Origin of the sequence: Mangrovicoccus ximenensis, assembly GCF_003056725.1 — a bacterium.
Taxonomy (GTDB): Bacteria; Pseudomonadota; Alphaproteobacteria; order Rhodobacterales; family Rhodobacteraceae; genus Mangrovicoccus; species Mangrovicoccus ximenensis.
In genome coordinates, this window is the sequence record NZ_QBKZ01000024.1 from 256,070 (window position 1) to 275,464 (window position 19,395).

General features: G+C 67.3%; 13 protein-coding genes and 10 pseudogenes. 12 read left to right on the forward strand and 11 right to left on the reverse strand.

From position 1 onward, the window contains the following. Positions 1-198: 198 nt before the first annotated feature. Positions 199-491: pseudogene (locus tag C7T91_RS27185) on the forward strand (hypothetical protein); the annotation flags it as partial. 101 nt (positions 492-592) lie between these two features. Then, positions 593-946: pseudogene (locus C7T91_RS27190) on the forward strand (transposase); the annotation flags it as partial. A 289-nt stretch (positions 947-1,235) separates the two neighbouring features. Here C7T91_RS27190 and C7T91_RS27195 read toward each other — a convergent pair. Then, positions 1,236-2,000, reverse strand: coding sequence for a hypothetical protein (locus tag C7T91_RS27195; protein ID WP_108262980.1), 765 nt, complete (start codon positions 1,998-2,000; stop codon positions 1,236-1,238). Positions 2,001-2,548: 548 nt separating this feature from the next. On the opposite strand from C7T91_RS27195, the gene C7T91_RS27205 reads away from it, so the two are divergent. Further along, positions 2,549-2,740: an IS3 family transposase gene (locus C7T91_RS27205; RefSeq protein WP_108262984.1), complete on the forward strand. Its 192-nt coding sequence runs from the start codon at positions 2,549-2,551 to the stop codon at positions 2,738-2,740. A 145-nt stretch (positions 2,741-2,885) separates the two neighbouring features. On the opposite strand, the gene C7T91_RS27210 is transcribed toward C7T91_RS27205, so the two are convergent. From C7T91_RS27210 to C7T91_RS27240, 7 genes and pseudogenes are all read right to left on the reverse strand, one after another. Then, a complete protein-coding gene (locus C7T91_RS27210; protein WP_108262986.1) occupies positions 2,886-4,073 on the reverse strand; it encodes an amidase family protein in 1,188 nt (395 codons plus the stop codon). 504 nt (positions 4,074-4,577) lie between these two features. Further along, positions 4,578-5,624: an ACR3 family arsenite efflux transporter gene (arsB, locus tag C7T91_RS27215; RefSeq protein WP_108262988.1), complete on the reverse strand. Its 1,047-nt coding sequence runs from the start codon at positions 5,622-5,624 to the stop codon at positions 4,578-4,580. 302 nt (positions 5,625-5,926) lie between these two features. Further along, positions 5,927-6,562, reverse strand: coding sequence for a Mu transposase domain-containing protein (locus tag C7T91_RS27220; RefSeq protein WP_108262990.1), 636 nt, complete (start codon positions 6,560-6,562; stop codon positions 5,927-5,929). A gap of 239 nt (positions 6,563-6,801) precedes the next feature. Next, the gene (locus C7T91_RS27225) at positions 6,802-7,242 is read right to left on the reverse strand and encodes a hypothetical protein (protein WP_108262992.1); all 441 of its coding nucleotides are present in this window, start codon (positions 7,240-7,242) and stop codon (positions 6,802-6,804) included. 167 nt (positions 7,243-7,409) lie between these two features. Next, positions 7,410-8,213, reverse strand: a pseudogene (locus C7T91_RS27230) (DHH family phosphoesterase); the annotation flags it as partial. A 105-nt stretch (positions 8,214-8,318) separates the two neighbouring features. Continuing rightward, positions 8,319-9,290: a class II fructose-bisphosphatase gene (glpX, locus tag C7T91_RS27235; RefSeq protein WP_108262994.1), complete on the reverse strand. Its 972-nt coding sequence runs from the start codon at positions 9,288-9,290 to the stop codon at positions 8,319-8,321. A gap of 54 nt (positions 9,291-9,344) precedes the next feature. After that, positions 9,345-10,619 (reverse strand): homoserine dehydrogenase, encoded by a 1,275-nt coding sequence (locus C7T91_RS27240; RefSeq protein WP_407943348.1) that lies wholly within the window; start codon positions 10,617-10,619, stop codon positions 9,345-9,347. A 626-nt stretch (positions 10,620-11,245) separates the two neighbouring features. On the opposite strand from C7T91_RS27240, the gene C7T91_RS27245 reads away from it, so the two are divergent. From C7T91_RS27245 to C7T91_RS27265, 6 genes and pseudogenes are all read left to right on the forward strand, one after another. Next, positions 11,246-12,289: an endonuclease/exonuclease/phosphatase family protein gene (locus tag C7T91_RS27245; protein ID WP_108262998.1), complete on the forward strand. Its 1,044-nt coding sequence runs from the start codon at positions 11,246-11,248 to the stop codon at positions 12,287-12,289. Between the two features lie 99 nt (positions 12,290-12,388). Next, the gene (locus C7T91_RS27250; protein ID WP_145963044.1) at positions 12,389-13,228 is read left to right on the forward strand and encodes an acyltransferase family protein; all 840 of its coding nucleotides are present in this window, start codon (positions 12,389-12,391) and stop codon (positions 13,226-13,228) included. A gap of 82 nt (positions 13,229-13,310) precedes the next feature. After that, positions 13,311-13,803: pseudogene (locus tag C7T91_RS27255) on the forward strand (transposase); the annotation flags it as partial. Between the two features lie 101 nt (positions 13,804-13,904). Next, positions 13,905-14,238 (forward strand): annotated as a pseudogene (locus C7T91_RS32960) (hypothetical protein); the annotation flags it as partial. A 387-nt stretch (positions 14,239-14,625) separates the two neighbouring features. Beyond that, a pseudogene (locus tag C7T91_RS40500) lies at positions 14,626-14,766 on the forward strand (transposase); the annotation flags it as partial. Further along, positions 14,763-15,239: pseudogene (locus C7T91_RS27265) on the forward strand (transposase); the annotation flags it as partial. The pseudogenes C7T91_RS40500 and C7T91_RS27265, both read left to right, overlap by 4 nt. A gap of 16 nt (positions 15,240-15,255) precedes the next feature. Here the strand turns inward: C7T91_RS27265 and C7T91_RS33965 are convergent. Together C7T91_RS33965 and C7T91_RS40085 are read right to left on the reverse strand one after the other, a co-directional pair. Then, complete coding sequence (locus C7T91_RS33965) at positions 15,256-15,531, reverse strand: hypothetical protein (RefSeq protein WP_201742271.1); 276 nt, start codon at positions 15,529-15,531, stop codon at positions 15,256-15,258. Positions 15,532-15,618: 87 nt separating this feature from the next. Then, positions 15,619-15,792: pseudogene (locus C7T91_RS40085) on the reverse strand (transposase); the annotation flags it as partial. Between the two features lie 146 nt (positions 15,793-15,938). On the opposite strand from C7T91_RS40085, the pseudogene C7T91_RS27275 reads away from it, so the two are divergent. The 3 genes and pseudogenes from C7T91_RS27275 to C7T91_RS37165 all read left to right on the forward strand — a co-directional run. Next, positions 15,939-16,160: pseudogene (locus C7T91_RS27275) on the forward strand (transposase); the annotation flags it as partial. Between the two features lie 279 nt (positions 16,161-16,439). After that, complete coding sequence (locus C7T91_RS40090) at positions 16,440-17,282, forward strand: transposase (RefSeq protein WP_407943349.1); 843 nt, start codon at positions 16,440-16,442, stop codon at positions 17,280-17,282. 378 nt (positions 17,283-17,660) lie between these two features. Beyond that, the gene (locus C7T91_RS37165; RefSeq protein WP_236638534.1) at positions 17,661-18,254 is read left to right on the forward strand and encodes an acyltransferase family protein; all 594 of its coding nucleotides are present in this window, start codon (positions 17,661-17,663) and stop codon (positions 18,252-18,254) included. Here C7T91_RS37165 and C7T91_RS27285 read toward each other — a convergent pair. Continuing rightward, positions 18,233-19,076, reverse strand: a pseudogene (locus tag C7T91_RS27285) (transposase); the annotation flags it as partial. The gene C7T91_RS37165 and the pseudogene C7T91_RS27285 sit on opposite strands and share 22 nt — an antisense overlap. Positions 19,077-19,395 lie beyond the last annotated feature (319 nt).

Here is a 19,395-nt window from a genome sequence, read left to right on the forward strand (position 1 = left end):
AACCTCCGGAGATGCGCGCCCCGCCCGGGAAACCCGGCGGGGCGCTTCCGTTCCGGGACTGCCGCCGCGATGCGCCCGCCGACCGCAGGCACCGGCGAACGGAAGGGCGACCGGGCATGGCGGCAGCCCGATGCGGCACCAGGGCAGCGCGCGCGGCAGCTCGCCGGAACCTCCGGCACCGGGACGGTTCGGGTGCCGGGCGACCGGCTCTTCAGCGTCACCCGGCTCGATCCGCCGCAATGGAAACCTGCGGGGACGACCAACGCGACAGAGCCCCTGAACGAGGCGTTCCGCCGCCGGATCCAGCCCCGGACCGCGCTGCCCTGCGCCGGGCCCGTGCCGATGCTGCTCTGGGCGCTGCTGGCCTCCGGGCAGATCCCCCTCTCGCGGTTCGCAGGCAAACCGCTGCCGGGCAGCGGATGCGCAAGTCCGGCGGCTGGGAGACCCTCTCGCAGCCCCTCGAGCCGATGTCCCTTGGCCCCGCCGCCTGAACGGAGCCAGGTTCACATGCCCGCAGCACGCCGATCGGCATTTTCCAACACATTCGCGACACGACCGTTTGGGGAAGGACCGGGCGGAGCCCCTGAGTGCCGGACGGGCGGAGCCCTGCCCGGCGAATGCCATCCAGGCCTGCCTCACCCTCAAGGTCTTCCTCGGACTGCCGCTCCGCCAGGGTGAGCCAGTGAGGCGCCATCGGTCCGAGCCCGCTGGCGAACGGGGGTCGTGGCGAGCCTGCTCGACCTGTCCGGGCTGGGCTGGTCCCTGCCGGACTTCAGCACGCTGCCGCGCCGCCGGAGCGAGACGGGACCGTGGCGCCAGTGGCGCCCCGAAAGCCCGTCGAGCGCTGGACGTCACCATCCCGTATCGCGGATCCAAAGGGCCGCTGCACCTGCTCGTCCCCTCTCGGGCAGCGGACAGCACCGGCATCAAGGTCGAAGGCGAAGGGTGCGGAGCGACCGTGGCCCCGGCTGTATTTTTATATTTTATGTATTTAATATAATATATATTTGATGTAATTTTATATTTTATGTATAGTATATAATGTATAGTTTGGGTATTTTGATATTTTATGTATATTATAGAATATATATTTGGTGTATTTTGATATTTTATGTATAGAATAAAATATATATTTGATGTATTTTTATATTTTATGTATAGTATATAATATATGTTTTGGGTATTTTGATATTTTTTGTATAGTATAGAATATATATTTTGGGTATTTTGATATTTTATGTATAGTATATAATGCCGCCGCCGCCGCCGATCGACTGGGCCAGGATGCCGGTCGATCCGGCGCCTGCGGTGACGATGGTGCCGGCATGATCGACCGTCACCGTTCCGGCATTGCCGCCGGTGCCGCCGAGCGCGCCGACCTTGAGGCTGAGATCGCTCTTGAGCGAGTTGTCGACGGCGCGGTCTTCGGTGACAGGGGTCCGGATCTTCTTGTCGAGCCCGCCGATCAGCGTCATGCCGCTGCCCGAGGCGATGCCGCCGCCGCCGCCGACCGACTGGACGACCAGTCCGCGGGAATTGGCACCTGCCGTCTCGATCAGACCGTTGGCGCCGGTCGTGGCCTGCGCCCCGAGGCCGGTGCCGCCGGTGCCGCCCTCGCTGCCCAGCGTCATGGCCATCTGGGTCTTGGCGCCGCTGAAATAGGTGCTCGACGAGGTCGAGCCGATCCCGCCATTGCCGCCGCCGCCACCGATCGACTGGACGACCACCGCATTGGCGAGGTCGCCCTGCGTCGCGATCCGGCTGGCCGCTGCTCCGTCATCGCCCAGCGAGAAGGCGGCACTGCCGCCCGAGCCGCCGCCGCAGCTCTCGCTGCCGCTGACATTGCTGCAATTGCCGCCCACGGCGAGCGAGAAGTTCAGGTTGTTCGGCGCGGGCGTGCCGGGGATGCGCTTGGCGCCGAAGCCGACCGAGGCATAGGCCGCCGACGAGTCTCCGCCATTGCCGCCGCCGCCGCCGATCGACTGGCAAATTGCGGGCATCGGATTTCACGCAGGTGCCACCCGGGTCGGGGACCGCCGATGGCGCCTCAATGGCGCGCGGATCGATGGGATCGCACGGCGGACCGTCGGGTGGCGCGTCCCGGCCTCGAGGACGGCCCGGGTCGCGCCCGATGCGCCGGAGCAGGCGATCCGGCAGGGAAAGCCGCTTGGAAACAATGGCTTGACCCAGCACTCGGAGCGCGGATCGCTGTCTTTGTCCCTCAAGTACACCGGGCGCCCGGCCGGCGCGGACGCCGACCCGTCCGCAGGACGCGGTTCCTGCGAGGACGCGCTGGCCGGGAGCGTCACCGGCCTCTTCGGGACTGAGGCCATCGAGCAGCCCGGGCTTTGGAAGCCCATGCAGGACGCCGCGCGGGAGACCATGCACCGGTTGGCACGACAGCGGGCGCCGCACCGGATCGCTCGGGGACATTCCGCCGGCCGAGGCCGAACGCCGGCATCTTGACCGGATGCAGCCGATGGACAAGCTCGCATGACACCTTGAACGGAATGCCCTCCGGGCAAGCCGGGGCGTGAGACACGCCCCCATGGAGAGCTTCTTCGCTTCTGTGAAGACCGAGCTCGTCCTCCGCACCAGGTTCCGGTCCCGCCGCGAGGCCAAAGCGGCCCTGTTCGAATGCATCGCCATCTTCTGCAACCGGAAGCGCCGCCACTCGAGCATCGGCTGCCGCTCGCCCGACCAGGCATGGATCGACATGGCTGCCGCGATGGCCGCATAGTGAATATCGCCCCAGTCCGGGAACCGGGGGCAAGGTCAGTTCGCCCATGGGCGCTGGGTCGAACTGGTGCGGAGCCTTGAATTCCGGAACTGCCGACCTGCGTCCGCACCGGGGACGCCCTGCGCCGATGGCGCAGGGCGGAGGCTCAGAGCGCCGGGCGGCGGTGATGCGTGGCCTGCTCATAGGCATGGGCGCATTTGATCAGCCCGGCCTCGCTCCATTGCAGCCCGAGGAAGATCAGCTCGAACGGCGCGCCGGACGCGTAGTAGCCCGCGGGCACGGTGACCCCGGGGATGCCCGCGATGTTCAGCTCGCCAACCGTGGTCTCGAGGATCGCATCGCCCGAATGCAGCCCCGGCAGCTCGCAGAGCATCTGCGGATAGGCCAGCGCGTCGAGGGCGTGGCGCTCGAAGACCTCGGCGAGCAGCTCCAGATAGCGGGCCTTCAGCGCGGTGAATTCCGGCATTGCCGGCGGGGTTTCCGGCGATTTCATCGCTTCCGTGAAATCCGGCAGCTCGTGCAGGTAGCCGAGGATCGCGCCCGGCGCGAAGGGGTCTTCGGCCTTGGTGGCCGCGACGAACCCGTCCCAGGTCTTGATCGCGGCATCCGGGCCGAGGCGGCGCAGGTAGCAGGTCATGTCCCAGGCGATCGACTCGAGACCGCGCCCGTCGAAGAACGGCGTGCCCGGAGTCACCTGGCGCAGCGACGCGAAATCGGTGCCGACGAACGGATCCTCGACCAGGATGGCGCCTGCGGCCTCCAGCTCGGATTTCGCCCGCCCGTAGAGCGCGGCGGTCTCGTCGGACAGCGCGTCGGGACGCCAGCCGGGACCGTAGAGGCCGATCCGCTTGCCCTTCAGCCCGTCGGCCGAGAGCCCGGCCGCATAGCCGCCCGCCGGGATGCGCCCGACCGAGGCCAGGGTCTTCGGATCCTCGGTGGTGAAGCCCGCCAGCACGTCGAGGCAGAGCGCGGCATCCTCCACGTTGCGCGCGATCGGGCCGACCACGTCGCGGTTGCCCGACAGCGGCACGACCCCGGCATTCGGCACCAGCCCGATGGTCGGCTTGATGCCGACGAGGCCCTGGGCCGAGGCCGGGTTCTGGATCGAGCCGCCGGTTTCCTCGGCGAGGCCGACGACGCACATGTGCGATGCCACTGCGGCGGCCGTGCCGGCGCTGGAGGTCGAGGCGCTTCCGCGGCCCCGCCGGGGCCACGGCCGCCCGCCATCCGGCGGGACGCGGGCCTCCGGGGTCCCATGGGAACGTGGGTCCGGCGATGCCACGGGCCTGACTGTTGCCGCCCCTGCAGGCGAGCACGCAAGTGAGATGGCCACGCCGGAATTGCACNCGAACCAGCATCACGCCGACAGCCGCCGCGCTGGCCACGGAGCGACGCATGCACCCCGGGACCCCCTGCAGCGAGCCGACGATCCAGGGACGGAAAGCGACCTGACCTGCTGAAATCCCGCTCCGGCGGACCTGGCCGCTTGGCCGAAAACGCTTGACGAAGACGGCCTTGGGACCGAAGGCAGGCCCAGTTTTCGATGCCGGTTCACAATCTGTCCGTCCGTGACGGTCTTTCGTGTCATTGTTCGCCCGCAGTTCAGCCGGACTCCAATCAACAGTGGAAGAACAATCCCGTGGCAGGTCACACCGGCATCGCAGGCCTCTGCATTGTCATCGGCAGGCCCCGTTCCGGCACGGTGCCTCCTTCCTCGCTGATGGACAAGGGCGGTTTGACGAAAGGGCAGGGCGCCTGGCCGGAGCTGTTCAAACAGAGGGAAAATGGCCGACGCGTCGTGCAACGTGCCCGCCATCGGGATTTCGGCGGATGCGGGTCAACGCGTGGTTTCCGGAAAGCTGCTGCGGGTGCGGTTGGCGAAGGCGACGAGGCTCAGCATCACCGGTACCTCGACCAGGACGCCGACAACGGTGGCGAGCGCTGCGCCCGACCCCAGACCGAACAGCGAAATCGCCACGGCCACGGCCAGTTCGAAAAAATTCGACGTGCCGATCATCGCGCAGGGCGCGGCAACCCGGTGCGGGATCTTGAGGGCCCAGGCAGTGGCGTAGGCCAAGGCGAAGATGCCGTAGCTCTGGATCAGGATCGGCACGGCAATCAGCGCGATCACTAGCGGGCGGTCGAGGATCACCTGTCCTTGCAGCCCGAAGAGAATGGCGACGGTTGCGATCAGGCCGATCATGGAGAGCGGCTTCACCCGGGCGGAAAAGGCATTGATTGCCTCCTTGCTGCCGAGCATCCGCCGCGTGGTCAAGCCAGCGATCAGCGGCAGCACAACGTAAAGACCGGTGGCGAGGATCAGCGTGCTCCACGGCACCGCAATTTCGGTCACGCCGAGGAGAAAGGCCACGATGGGTGCGAAAGCGACGGTCATGATCAGGTCGTTTACCGATACCTGGACCAGCGTGTAGGTTGCATCGCCGCGGGTGAGCTGGCTCCAGACGAACACCATGGCGGTACAGGGCGCTGCCCCCAGCAGGATCAGTCCGGCAACGTACTGCGCCGCATCCGCCGGAGCGATCCAGGGCGCAAAGGCATGTTCGAAGAACAGCACCGCCAAGGCGGCCATGGTGAAGGGCTTGACGAGCCAGTTCACCGCCAGCGTAACCAAGAGCCCCTTGGGCTGCCGTGCCACGCCTGCGGCGGCGGCGAAATCGACGCCCACCATCATCGGGTAGACCATGGCCCAGATCAGCACTGCAACAACCAGGTTGATGGACGCGATTTCGGCGCCGGCGATGGCCGCGACCAAGCCGGGTGCGACAACCCCCAGCGCGATGCCGCCTGCCATGGCCAAGGTCACCCAAAGCGTCAAAAGGCGTTCGAAGCGCCCGAGCGGGGCGGGGTCGGAGAGATGTGTCATGTGTCCCGGCTCGTGGTCAGAAGCTTGAAATCATCATTTCGAGTTTTCATGAAGTAATTGCCGTGTAACGGCGCTGCTCCCGTCATGTCAATGTTCTCTGTTGCGGATTTTCCGAAGTGTATAGTGGCTGCTTGCCTTGGAGACGGTTGGCGCCCTGTGCCATTCAAGGCGGCGTGCTGTGTTCCTTGCGGCGATGTGGGGCGTGTCGTGGAAGGGGCGCGGTCGTTTGAACAGGTGATCTCTGCGCTTTCCCGCGACCAGCGGGACCCCAAGCATGCCGGACCGACGACTGCAACCGGCCGCTATTGTCGGATCATCAACTCAGCCTTCGGGCTGGACTTGTCGATTTTTGCGGCAGCAGGTTTCTTTGCGCAGGGGAATAGTTTGCGCCTAGTGAGTCCGGCAGCGTTGCGCAGGCTTCCGGATACCTGCATGCCACCAGCCTCGACCGGCATTGATCTTGGTCCGGTTTCCGGCCCGGGGAAGCGCCCTCCGGGGCGCTTTTGCATGCCCGGTAGGCGGTGAACGAAAAGGTTCGATAATCCAAGGTTACCGGACATTGTCGGGACCGGCGCGAGGCGGCGCTGGACCTCCAGCATGCGCTTCTGCGCCGCATCCGGCACCGAGTGGAGATTGCCGCCGACCGGGACCATCCCCTCGCGGCTGACCCGCCGCTCGATGGCCAGACCCGCGTCATAGGGGATCGCGGGCTTCTCCTCGGCCAAGGCTTGGCCGGCGATCCGCCGGGTGGTGGCCTGGACCCGCGGATTGGCGACCTCGATCCGCCAAGCATCGAACTGCGCGTTCAGGTCGTCAAGATTGCGGAAACTCCGGGCCAGGCATTCAAGCGCATGGCAAACGGTCCGGCGGACCGCTTGCAGCGCAGAACGTCCTGCCGGATGGAGCGGAACGGCCGCCCGGTTTTTCCTGTCGCCCATCGGGCTCGGACCAATGGCGCCTCAATGGGCAACTCTTCGCGCGATGGGGAAGGCAGGCCCGGGGAGTGGCGCCGTAGCGGTGCAGCAGCGCGGCCAGCGACGNCGGCAGGCCCGGGGAACGGCGCCGTAGCGGTGCAGCAGCGCGGCCAGCGACGCGTTCCAGGGCACGGTCCCCGCTTCGCCATGGATCTCGAACCATGTCGACCACATGGCTCACTCCTCGCCGGTCACCGCGGTCTTCATCCGGTCGCAGGGGATTTCCCCGGGCGCCCCGCCGGTGCGCCAATGCCGCTCGGACCATTGACGCGTATCGGCTCACCCTCGATGGCGTCGATATGGCAGCGCAGGACGGATTGCAGGTTCTGGCCGGCCACGAAACCTCCCCGGAACCGCCCATTGCCCGGCAGGCGAATGCATGCATTCGCAGGGAGCGGGCTGTGGCCGAGGACCATGCTGAACAGCCGGACTTTCCGCACGGCGCCGTTCGTCGGGCGGTCCCTCCCCCGGAAGGATCGCTTTTCCTCCTCACCTTCGGTGGATTCCGCGGTGAGCCCGCCGAAATCCACCTGTGCTTGCCGACCCGGTGGCGTCTCGAACCGCCGCCCGAACGGCTTCGGCACCGATGGCCGGACGGTGCGCAGGAAATCGGTCACGGCGGTGTAGCCGCCCTCGCAGCCCATGGCGCGGATCTCCCGCGGGCCAGCCGGACGCCGCTGAGACCGCGGAAGGCCTGCACGCGATCGGACAGGCAGGCCTCATAGGGTTCGATGGCCCGCTCGCGCGGCGCGCGCAGCCCGCAGACCGGCGCAACCAGGCCCTGATCGAGATGCCGCCGCACGGTCTTCGTCTCGCGCCGCGCCATCACGGCGAGGCCCTGCATGACGAAGGCGCGGTTGACGCCGATCAGCGGCGCGACATCCGCCACGGTGCCGAGCGCCACGAGGTCGAGATAGGCCATCAGGTTCGGCCCGGCCTCTCCGGCCTCGCGCAGCTGCCGGTTGGCCTCGACCAGCGCCAGGAAGACGACGCCGGCCGCGCAGAGATGCGCCAGGTCGCCGGTCTCGTCCTGGCGGTTGGGGTTCACCACCGCCAGCGCGCGGGGCAGGGTCTCGCCGCCGAGATGGTGGTCGAGCACCACGACATCGACGGTGGCCGCCTCCAGCGCCTCGTGGCTGAGCGTGCCGCAATCGACGCAGAAGATCGCGTCATGGGCCGCCGACAGCTCGGCCATCGCCTGGGGGTTCGGCCCGTAGCCCTCGTCGATCCGGTCCGGCACGTAGAGCGTCGCGGCGATGCCGAAATGCCGCAGCCAGCGGATCATCAGCGCCGCCGAGGTGCCGCCGTCGACATCGTAATCGGCAAAGACCGCGACGCGTTCCTTCGCCGTTGCGGCGGCGACCAGCCGCGCGGCGGCCTTTTCCATGTCCTTCAGGACGCGCGGATCGGGCAGCAGGTCGCGCAGCCGCGGCGCGAGGAAGCTTTCGGTCTCGGCGGCGGCGACTCCGCGCCGGGCAAGGATCTGGCAGACCGCCTCGGGTCGCCCGGTCATCTGCGCCAGCCCTTCGGCGGCGCGCATCCGCTCCGCATCCGGTCCGATCCAGCGCCGCCCCGTGGCCGAAGCCGTGACCCCCAGAAATGCCGTTCCCGTCATGTCGTCCGTCCTTCGCTGCGAAGCGCCGGGATACCTGCCGCGGCCGGAAAGGAAAAGCCCCGGCCGCCAGGGGCGCCGGGGCTTCTGTCCGTCAGTCGGGCCGGATCAGGAGAACTGGACCGGGTTGCGGTAGAACATGCGCCGCACCGAACCGGTCTTCGAGCGCATCAGGATCGTCTCGGTGGTGAAGAAGCCCGGTTCGCGCTTGATGCCCGAGACCAGCGAGCCGTCGGTCACGCCGGTGGCGGCGAAGATCACGTCCTCGGTGACCAGCTCGTCGCGGTCGTAGATCTTGTCGAAATCGGTGACGCCGGCCTTGGTGGCGCGGCCGCGCTCGTCATCGTTGCGGAACAGGAGCTTGCCCCAGAACTGGCCGCCCATGCATTTCAGCGCGGAGGCTGCCAGGACGCCTTCCGGCGCGCCGCCCGAGCCCATGTAGATGTCGATGCCGGTCTTGTAGGTCTCGGCGCAGTGGATCACGCCCGCCACGTCGCCATCGGTGATCAGACGGATCGAGGCGCCGGTGGAGCGCAGCTGGTCGATCAGGTCGTCATGGCGCGGACGCTCCAGCACGCAGCAGGAGATTTCCGGCGTGTCGACGCCCTTGGCCTTGGCCAGCGCCTGGATGCGCTCGACCGGGGTCATGTCCAGGCTGACCACGTCCTTGTCGTAGCCCGGGCCGATCGCCAGCTTTTCCATGTAGACGTCGGGGGCGTGCAGCATCGAGCCGCGCGGGCCCATCGCGATCACGGTCAGGGCGTTCGGCATGTCCTTGGCGGTCAGCGTGGTGCCCTCGAGCGGGTCGAGCGCGATGTCCACGGCCGGGCCGTTGCCGGTGCCGACTTCCTCGCCGATATAGAGCATCGGCGCTTCGTCGCGCTCGCCTTCGCCGATCACGACGACGCCGTTGATGTCCAGCATGTTCAGCTGGGTGCGCATGGCATTCACCGCGACCTGGTCCGCGGCCTTCTCGTCGCCGCGCCCGATCAGCTTGGCCGAGGCCAGCGCCGCGGCTTCGGAAACACGCGCGAGGCCGAGGGACAGCATGCGGTCATTGAAATCAACTGGGGTGGCCATCAACGCACTCCTTAACTTTTCCGTCTTTCCGGCGCGCCAACACGGCGCCGCCGCTCAGAGACGTTCGATCCGGATCGCAACCGGTTCGCCCGCCAGGACGCCCGTTCCGGGCATCTGCGACAGCGCCGCATCGAGATCCGCCCGAGTCGTCCTGTGCGTGACAATAAGGACAGGCGCCTTGGACTCCGCGTGGCCATACTGACGCATCCGGTCGATCGAGATGCCGTTATTGCCCAGGATGGTCGCAATCTTGGCCAGCGCGCCCGGCTTGTCGTCCAGGATGAAGCGCAGGTAGTAGGGCGCCGGCGTCGCCGAGACTGCCGGCGGCAGCTCGACGAGGGTCGAGGCCGGCTGTCCGAAGGTCGGCAGGCGCAGGCCGCGCGCGATGTCCATGATGTCCGACATGACGGCCGAGGCGGTCGGGCCTTCGCCCGCGCCCGCGCCCTGCAGCACGATCCGCCCCGAGGCGTCGCCCTCGATCACCACCATGTTGGTGGCGTTCTCGAGCTGGCCGAGCGGCGAATTGGCGGGCACGAGGCAGGGGGTCATGCGCTGTTCCAGCCCGCGGCCGGTCATCTGGGCGACGCCCAGCAGCTTGACGCGGTAGCCCATGTCGGCGGCGCGGTTGATGTCCTCGATGGTGATCCGCTCGATCCCCTCGAGATGGACGCCCTCGAAATTGACCTTCGCGCCGAAGGCGATCGAGGCCAGGATCGCCAGCTTGTGCCCGGCGTCGATGCCGCCCACATCGAGCGTCGGGTCGGCTTCGAGATAGCCGAGCTTCGCGGCTTCGGCGAAGACCTCGTCATAGCTGAGCCCGGCCGACTGCATCCGCGTCAGGATGTAGTTGCAGGTCCCGTTCATGACGCCGAGCACCCGCTCGATCTCGTTGGCGGCAAGCGCCTCGGTCAGCGCCTTGATGGCCGGGATGGCGCCCGCGACGCCTGCCTCGTAGCGCAGGCAGGCCCCCTTGGCCTCGGCGATCTCGGCGAGTTCGTGGCCGTGCAGCGCCATCATCGCCTTGTTGGCGGTGACGACATCCTTGCCGGCCTCCAGCGCGGCGCGGGTCGCGTCGAGCGGGGCGCCCTCGGAGCCGCCCATCAGTTCGACGAACAGATCGACGTCGTCGCGCTGCGCCAGCGCGACCGGGTCGGTTTCCCAGGCGTAGGCCGAGAGGTCGATGCCGCGGTCCCGGTCCGGGTCGCGGGCGCAGACGGCGGAGATCTCGACGGGCCGGCCGGCGCGCCGCTGTCGAAAAACGCCGGCGCCACCGCCATGGCCGCAAGCGCCGCCGTCCCCGCCTCGGCCGACGGCGGCGCGGCCGCGGATAGCGTGACGTCCTGGCTCTCGACCTGGTTTCCTCCCGAAGTCACAGCAACCTTCAGGACCGCTCCCGCGGCTTCCCCCGACGTGTCGTAGAGTGTGGAGGTGGCTCCGGAAATGGCCGTGCCATTGCGGTACCATTGCACGTCATAGGTGATTGGACTGCTCCCGGCGACTTCAATCCCCGCCGCCCGCAGCGTCGTCCCGATCGTGGCGCTTCCCACGATCAAGAGCGAAGGTGCCGCCCCGACACCAAGTGTGATCATCAATCCCATCAGCCAAATTCCCTTGCGGATCCAGTGCACCAATGCATTCCGGGTCCGCATGCTAGTCGGCACCTGGCTGGGGTTGCCGCCCGTGCCCGGGCACCGAACGTTGCGCAGGCGGCGGAAATGGCGACCGCGGGCATCTGAAAACTTCAACATTCTTCGGGGCGCTCCTCCGTAGGGAACCGGGACATGAACGGGACAGGGGCGGATCGGACGTATCCTAGCCGAATGCCCGGGACTTGGCAGGGGCAGGCCCATATGTCCCACTGCCGCAGGCACGCATTCCGGCCTAGAATAGTGTCCGTGCCGCACCCTTCCCGGGGAGCGCGGCCTTGTCCAGATTTGTTTCCAGAGTCCCCGCACGTGCCCCATCCGGTTCTCTCCCAGCGGCTTGCCTGGTGGCGTGGGCTGCTGGCCCTGCCCGCCCTGTTCGGTGCCGTCACCGTGGCCAGTGCCGCATACTGGCCCAATCTTCCCTTCATCGGGACCATCGCCCGCATGATCGAAAGCGCGGCACCCCATATCGCAGTGCCGACCTTGGCGCTCAGCCTCGCCATTGCCTTACTGGGCGGGCGCCGCTTCGGCTTTGCCGTGGCATTTCTGGCCGTTGCAGGCCTCGCCGGAGTGGCCCTGCGCCATGTCCAGCGCTCCGACCCGCTCCATCCCGAGGCGCAACCCGTCCTGCGGGTGCTGTGGTACAACATGCTCAATACCAATCCGGTGCCGCCTGCCGACCTGGTCGCCGCGCTGGAAGCCAGCCCCGCGGACGTGATCCTGCTGACCGAGAGCTTCCCGCTCAGGAGCGCGCGCGACCTCTTGGCCGAGACCTTTCCCGTGATCGAGGGCTGCGCGGGACGGCGCTGCGACATCATGGTTCTCGCCCGAGATCCGGCGATCCGGGCCAGGCTCGTCAAAATGCCCAATACCGGCAACGAGCGGATCGGAGTCGTCCAGCTGGATCTGGCGGACGGACGGCAGCTGCGGCTGGTGGCGGCGCATCTGCTCAAGCCCTGGTTCGACGGGCTCAGCGCCTCGGACGAGTGGATGGTCGCGCATCAGGCGTCGACCGCCCCCGGCCCCGTAGTCATCGTCGGCGACTTCAACGCCGCCCCCTGGAGCAAGCGGCTGAGCGAACTGACGGCGCATTGCGGTCTACGGACCCAGCGGTGGCCGATACCAACCTGGCCAGCCGCGGCCGGACGGTTCGGCATTCCAATCGACCTGATCCTGACCCGCGGCGGCGCCGTGCTGCGGGAGGCACAGCCCTGGGGGGGCGCCGATCTGGGATCGAACCACCGCGGATTGCTGTTCGAGATCGGCACGCTACCCGGCAGCAGCATCGGAGCCCCGTCGGCATGCGCCGTTCCCCACGACGCGAAAGACCAGATGGACCTCACCGCGGAATAGGAACGGCACGGCCTCAGCCGCCTGCTGACAAATGGTCTCAACATCAGCCAGATCCGCTGGCGGCGGCACCATAGAACAGATTTTAAAAGACCAATTTAATTGCGGGGCACGATGAAATATTGCGCAGATCTCGTCGGCTTGCAGACCATCGCGGTCGTTCCGGTTCTCGTGTTCCATGCAGGGCTGGGCCTGCCGGGCGGATTCATCGGCGTCGACGTGTTCTTCGTCATCTCGGGCTTCCTGATCACCACCATCCTGTGGGAGGAGATGAAGGCCGGGACCTATTCGATCGCGACCTTTTGCGAACGGCGGATCCGGTGGATCTTTCCGGCGCTCTTCGCGATGCTGGCGCTGACCACGCTGGCCGCGGCAGCCATGATGCTGCCCTATCACCTCGACGACTATGGCAAGAGCCTCGCCGGCGCGACGGTGTTCCTGTCCAATGTCTGGTTCTATCTCTCGACCGGCTATTTCAACGAATCCGCGGAAATCAAGCCGCTCCTGCACACCTGGTCGCTGGCGATCGAGGAACAGTATTACGTGGTCTTCCCAGTGCTCCTGTGGGCGATGTTCCGGGTCCTGGGACGCAGGGCGATCTGGGGGGCTGGCGGCGCTGGCGCTGCTGTCGCTGGCCCTGTCGGTCCGGGCGGTGGGAGCCGATCCCGAAGCAGCCTTCTACCTGCCGCAATTCCGGGCCTGGGAGCTGCTCACGGGATCGCTTCTGGCAATCGCGCTGGCCGAGGGGTGGCTCGACGGCGTTCTGGCGCGCCGGGCCGTGGCCCTGCCCCTGGCGCTTGCAGGGGCCGCCGCGATCTTCTGGGCAATGCTGACCTACCGGCCGGAAACGCCGTTTCCGGGGCTCGCAGCGATAATGTCCGCGGTGCTGGTGTAATTTCACTGCCGCCAGCGGTGCGATCCCGGGTGGCCATCGAGGTGTAGGATCGAGGTGGAGTTTCGACGCTTCAACCTGAACCATACGGAGACCCCGATGACCAAAACGGACATGGAACTGTCCGAGCTCATGGCCAAGCACGAGTGAGCCAGCATGTCGCCACCGGGCCGAGACTGCTGGCGAACGGCGACTTGCTGCGCAGCATCGCAGAGGCGGTGCTGCAACTGATCATGGAGACCGACGTCGAAGGCCTGATCGGCGCTGGCCGCCATGAACGCAACGGCGAACGCACGACCTGGCGCAACCGTTGCCGACAGGCGAATGCATGCATTCGCCGAGAGGGGCTACCGCGACCGGTCGCTGGACACGCGCCTCGGGACGCTGAACCTGCGCGTGCCCAAGCTCCGCCAGGGCAGCTATTTCCCGGGCTTCCTTGAAGCAAGGAAGACCTCCGAACAAGCGCTGGTGGCACTCGCCATTGTCACTCGGACCAATGGCGTGACATGGCTCGTTCCAGGAGGCTTGGATCGGCGGCGTCTCCACCCCGCGCGTCGACGAGCTGGTGCAGGCGATGGGCCTGAGCGGCATCTCCAAGAGCACGGTGTCCAAGCTGTGCAAGGAATGAGCCAATGAGCGCCAATGATGGAGTGGATGGCTCCCGCTCCCGGCATCGCAATGTGCCACATTGGGTGCTGTCAACGTCACCACTGAGGGGAGCCATCCATGACGGAGATTGCCACGGTCGGCGTCGATCTCGCCAAGTCCGTTTTCCAGGTCCACGGCATCGATGCCGAAGGCACGGTCGTGCTGCGGCGACAGCTGCGTCGGAACCAGATGCTCGAGTTCTTCCAGCGGCTCGGGCCCTGCCTGGTCGGCATGGAGGGTCGCCAAGGTTGCGCCATCGGTTCGAGCAACCGCTGGCGGCGCCGGGGCGCACCGCTGGGCCCGCGAACTCGCCAGGCTCGGCCATGACGTCCGGCTGATGCCGCCGTCTTGCGTCAAGCCCTACGTCCGGCGGGGAAAGACCGACCAGGCGGACGCCGAAGCGATCTGCGAGGGTCAGCAGCCGCTCGCGCAGCGATCCATCGATCCGGGGGATCGATGGAAGGCGCAAGACGACCCGGCCGTCGATGCGCTTCGTGCCGGTGAAGAGCGAAGAAATCCAGGCCCTCCCGATGACCCGCAAGGCCCGGGAATTCCTGGTCCGCCAGCTCACCCAGGTCACCAACGCGATCCGCGCCCACTTGGGCGAGTTCGGCATTGTGGCGCCGAAGGGGGCCATAATGTCGGGCGCCTGCTCGAGGCCGGGGAGCGCGCCAAGCTGCCGGCCGCGGCCCGGGTGCCGCTGCGCCTGCTGGCGGATCAGTTCTCCGGGACCCGCGCCAATATCGGCGCGCTCACCAAGGACATCCGCCGCGAAGCAGAGACCAGCGACGCTGCGAAGAGGCTGCGGAGCATTCCGGGCATCGGCCCGATCACCGCGACGGCGCTGGCGGCGACGCTGCCGGATGTGACCGGCTTCCGGACGTCGCGCGACCTGTCAGCCTGGCTGGGGCTGACGCCGAAGCCGCACTCGGGCGGCGGCGGGAAATCATCGGCCTGCGGCTGGGGCCCTCGGAGGCCGAGACCTTCTCGACCGAGTTCCTGCGCTCGCTGAAGGCCCGCGGCCTGGATGGCGTGCGGCTGGTGATCAGCGACGCCCATACCGGCCTGAAGGCCGCCATCTCGCGGATCTTCGAGGCCACGTGGCAGCGCTGTCGGGTCCATTGGATGCGCAACGCCCTGGCGCATGTGTCCCGCGGCCAGCACACGGTGGTCGCGGCCACTCGCCATTGTCCTCGGACCAATGGCGGACAAAGGCTCGTTACGGCAGGCCTTCGACCAGCCGGACCGCCCCATGCGGGCGAGACTTGGCGCAAGGTGGCGGAGCAGTTGCGGTCCAGATGGACGAAACTCGCGGACCTGATGGACGCCAGCGAACATGACGTGTTGGCCTACATGACCTTTCCACGGCAGCACCGCACGAAACTGCACTCGACGGATGAGATCGACAAGATTTTTGCTCGGAGATCGGTTATTCTTTCTGCGTGCGATCGACCTCGTGGCGAAGCGTGGCGTGTCGGCTGGAAGCGCCACCGGGCAGCCCATGCAGTCCCTGCCGGGGTGAGGCGGCCGCACACTTGTTTCCTGATGGTGGTCGGGCGCGCCAGGCGGCAACGAAGTGCTCGTAGCTCTCCTGCGCTTTCTCGGCGATCTGCATCTCTTGGTGCCGCATTTTCTTGACATGGTAGGCGTAGCTCGCCCCACGCTTGTTGCCCTTCTTCTGCGGCTGGCCAGCGGCCAGTTCCATTGACCGACGCTTGTGGGCAACCAGGCTTGGCCGGGCCCACCGGTAGTCCTCGCCTCTCGTGAGCATGTGCCAGCAGAGAGTGGCGAGCTAGCGTGCCACCACGACAGCGGCGATCTGGTGTCCGCGCTTTGCACGGATGCGGATAAAGAAGGCGCGCAGGGGACCCGGAGCCTTGGCCGCGGCCCATGCCGCCTCGACCAGCATGGCGCGGGCATGGCTGCGCCCGGCTTTGCTGATGCGCCCGTGATGGGCGGCGCCGAGGCCGGACTGTCGAGCTCACGGCTCATCGAATGCATCGGCCTGCCCGCACTTTCGTGCTCCCGGTGCCTCTGTCCCGGATGCTCGCAGCATACACCCCGATCAAGAAATCGGAGCCGAACACCGGCACCGGGATCATCATACCCGTTACCAATCCCATCGAACGGTAGAACAAAGAGGTGAAGCGCCGAGCCGACGTCGTTGGAATTTTCCCGAATGAAGCCTCCATAAAGCGCCTCATCGGCGCCGCCCTGTTCGAGCAGAACGACGAATGGCAGACTGCCAGCCGCTACATGATGGTCGAGGCCTTCGCGCAGATCGACAAGGAGGAGATCGACCCAATTCCCGGCATAACCACGAAAGCCGCCTGACCATGACCTCAGGACATCCGGGAAAGTACACCAGCTTGATGAGGTGGATGCCTCCTGCTTGGCGGCATCGCCGTGCCATGCCTTGGCGTGGCAGTGCTTGCAGCGCTCGACAACAGAGAAGAGACCGGAATGGAAATTGCCACGATTGGGCTGGTTCTGGCCAGGAACGTGTTCCAGGCGCACGGAGTCGGCGCCGACGGGACGGCCGTGCTGCGGAAGGAGCTGCGACGGGCGGAATTGCTCGCCTTCTTCGCGGACCTGCCGCCGTTGCCGATCGGCATGGAGGCTTGCGGCGGGGCCCGTCACTGGGCGCGTGAACGCGCCGCGTTCGGACATGAGGTGCGCTCATGCCGCCGACCTGCGTCAAGCCATACGTCAAACGGGGCAAGAGCGACGGTGAGGAGGACCGTGGCCGCAGTGCGGCCGCGCAAGCCGACGNCTGAAGGTGCGGCAGCGTCTGATCCGGCAGCGCACGCGCACCGTCAATGCCTTGCGCGGCCATCTCGCGGAGTTCGGAACCGTCGCGCCGGCGGCGTGCCTTCGGCGCGACGCGAAGGGCATCGGACGGCTGGACGACCTCGCCGCGATCGTCCGCGACCCCGAGGACAGCCGTTTGCCGGAAACCATGCGGGACGTGCCCGAAGACCTCGTCCGGGACATCGGGGCACTGAACGGGCGGATCAAGAGGACCGGCCAGCGCCTTGCCCGGCATTGCAGGGAAGACGGGACGGCCCGCCGCCCGGGCCGGCAATCCCCGGCGCCGGACCCGTCACCGCCTGCGCGCTGCACGCCATGGTGGCCGCTCCGCGGTCCTTCGGATCGGGCCGCCACTTTGCGGCATGGCTGGGGCTGACCCCGCGACCCAATTCCAGCGGCGGCAAGGAACGGCCCGGGCCCATTTCGAAACAGGGGCACAAGAATTTGCGCGCGTTCCCCGTTCTCGGCGCAATCGCAAGACTGGGGAAAATCGGGCCGGGCTCCGCCACCGGCGGGTGGATGGCGGCTCTGCGGGCCCGGCGCCCATGCAAGGTCGCCGCGGGCGCGGTCGCCAACAAGCCCGCCCGGATGGCATGGGCGCTCATGGTCCGGGGAGGGACGTGCCGGGAGGCCGCCACGATCTGATCCGAAACGCGGAATTCGCCGGGACCGCCACCGGCGGAGGCCGAGGTGCAACACAATGATGAACGCAGAGAACCGGCACCCCGGCAGCGAGCCGGCCCGCGTCCGTCAATGCGCCCCGGGCGCGCCGCTTTGATCCGGCACTCGCTTCCGCGCATCTCATCAAGGCCCGCAGCGAGAAAGCTGCAAATGGAGGCCGGACACATGACCGCACCGTTCAAACGCAGACATCAACAACGCGCGCCTTGACCCGCAGGGGGCATCCACACATGACGGACGCTATCGCGCAGAGCGCTGCCGCCCTGCTTGGGCGCCGCAGCACTGATCGCTGCCGGAGCGCGGGTGCAGACACCGGCATCGCGGGTCCTGGCGGCAGCGCCCATGGTCTTCGTCGGCAAGATTTCCTACTCGCTCTACCTGTGGCACTGGCCGATCATCGTCTTCGCCGTCTACGCCAATGTGGAGGAGCTGGATGCATGGCAGGGGATCGGCTGCCTAGCGCTGTCCTTCGCCTTCGCCTGGGGCTCCTATCTGTGGATCGAGCAACCGGTGCGCCGGAACGGCCATGGCAAGCGGCCGCTGCTGTTCGGCGCCGCTGCCGCGGCGATGGCCGCGGCCGTGGGCATCGGCGGGGTCTTCGTGCTCAGCGACGGGATTCCCGGACGGCTCTCGCCGGTTTCAGTGGCCCTGCTCGACAGGGATCAAACCGGCCCGATGGCAAGCTGCCACCGCGTGACGCCCGCGCGCGCCGCCGCCGGCGTGGGCGACGATCAGCCGGTGCCCGGCGAATTCCGCTTCGGCGAGGCCGTCAGCGTCGAAGGCAAGTCCCTGGAATGTTTCGGCGGTGGTTTTCAAGGTTGTTGTGACCGGTGTCTATTTTCAGGCTGCGCACTCTCCCGTTCCGGCCATGGGGCCGCCGCCGACTGCTTCCCTTGGGAGCGCGTCGGCGGCCCCATGGCCTCGCGGATCTCGTGAGGCCGTTCCGGGTTGAGCCAGACGGAGCCGATCGGCGTCCAGCAGCGTGTGCTGCCTGACCAGCGTTCCGGCCGCGCTGCGCGGGCCAGCTCGTAGACCCTGCTGCGTTTCTCCAGAAGAGACCGCTCTTCGCCGCGGTGGCGCTGCTCGGGCGTCACGAAGCGGATCGCGCTGTGGCGGTGCTCGTGGTTGTACCAGGTGACGAAGCCCTGGACCCAGGTCTGCGCGGCCTCGATGCTGGCAAAGCCGCGCGGCGGCCAGCCGGGGCGGTACTTGCAGGTCCGGAACAGGGCCTCCGAAAAGGCATTGTCGTTCGATCCGCGTGGTCGGCTGAAGGAGGCCGTGATCCCGAGCCGGTCCATTGTCGCCTTCATCGTCGCGCCCCTCATCGGGCTGCCGTTGTCGGAGTGCAATACCAGCGGGCTGGTGACGCATTTCTCGGCCCAGACCGCGCGTTGCAGGAGGGCTGCCGCATTCTCCGACGTCTCGCGCTCGTGGACCTCCCACCCGGTGATTTTCCGGCTCCAGATGTCGGTGATGATGTAGAGGTAGAAAAACTTGCCCGCGACCGGCCCCGGAAGCCACGTGTTCGGCACTTCAAACCGTCCCCCGGACGGTTTGATCCCGGCTTTGCCGGGCCGGGCCTCACTCCCAGGTCCACACCTGGCAAGGACCAGCAGCCTCGAAGCTGGCCGGCGCCTTGCGGCGGACCGGCGCCCGGGCACGGCCCCGGCGATGGTTCTGGCCATGCTCGCGCAAGACCCTGTAAAAGCTGGATTCCGACGCGATGTAGGTCCCCTCGTCGGCCAGAAGGGGCACGACGGCAGGCGCCGCCGCCGGACCGCCCTGGACGTGACCGGTCGCTGTCCCGGTCTCCGGAACCGCCTGCCCGTCGGCAGCACCGGCCTCAAGGCGGAAGGCGAAGGTGCTTGGCAAACCCGCAGGCATGGCGTCTCGAAACGCCAGGCCTGACGCCAGCGATGCCCGGACCGGGGAGGCAGCCCCCGGCAAGGCTGCGGACCAATGGCGGACGGGGCCCGCGGCGGCAAATCCCTCCGGGGACGGCGTGGCGCGGGGAGGATCGCGAAGACGTCGGGTAGAGGGGCGCGGCGAAGGTGGGATCCGGGCGGTCGAGGCAATC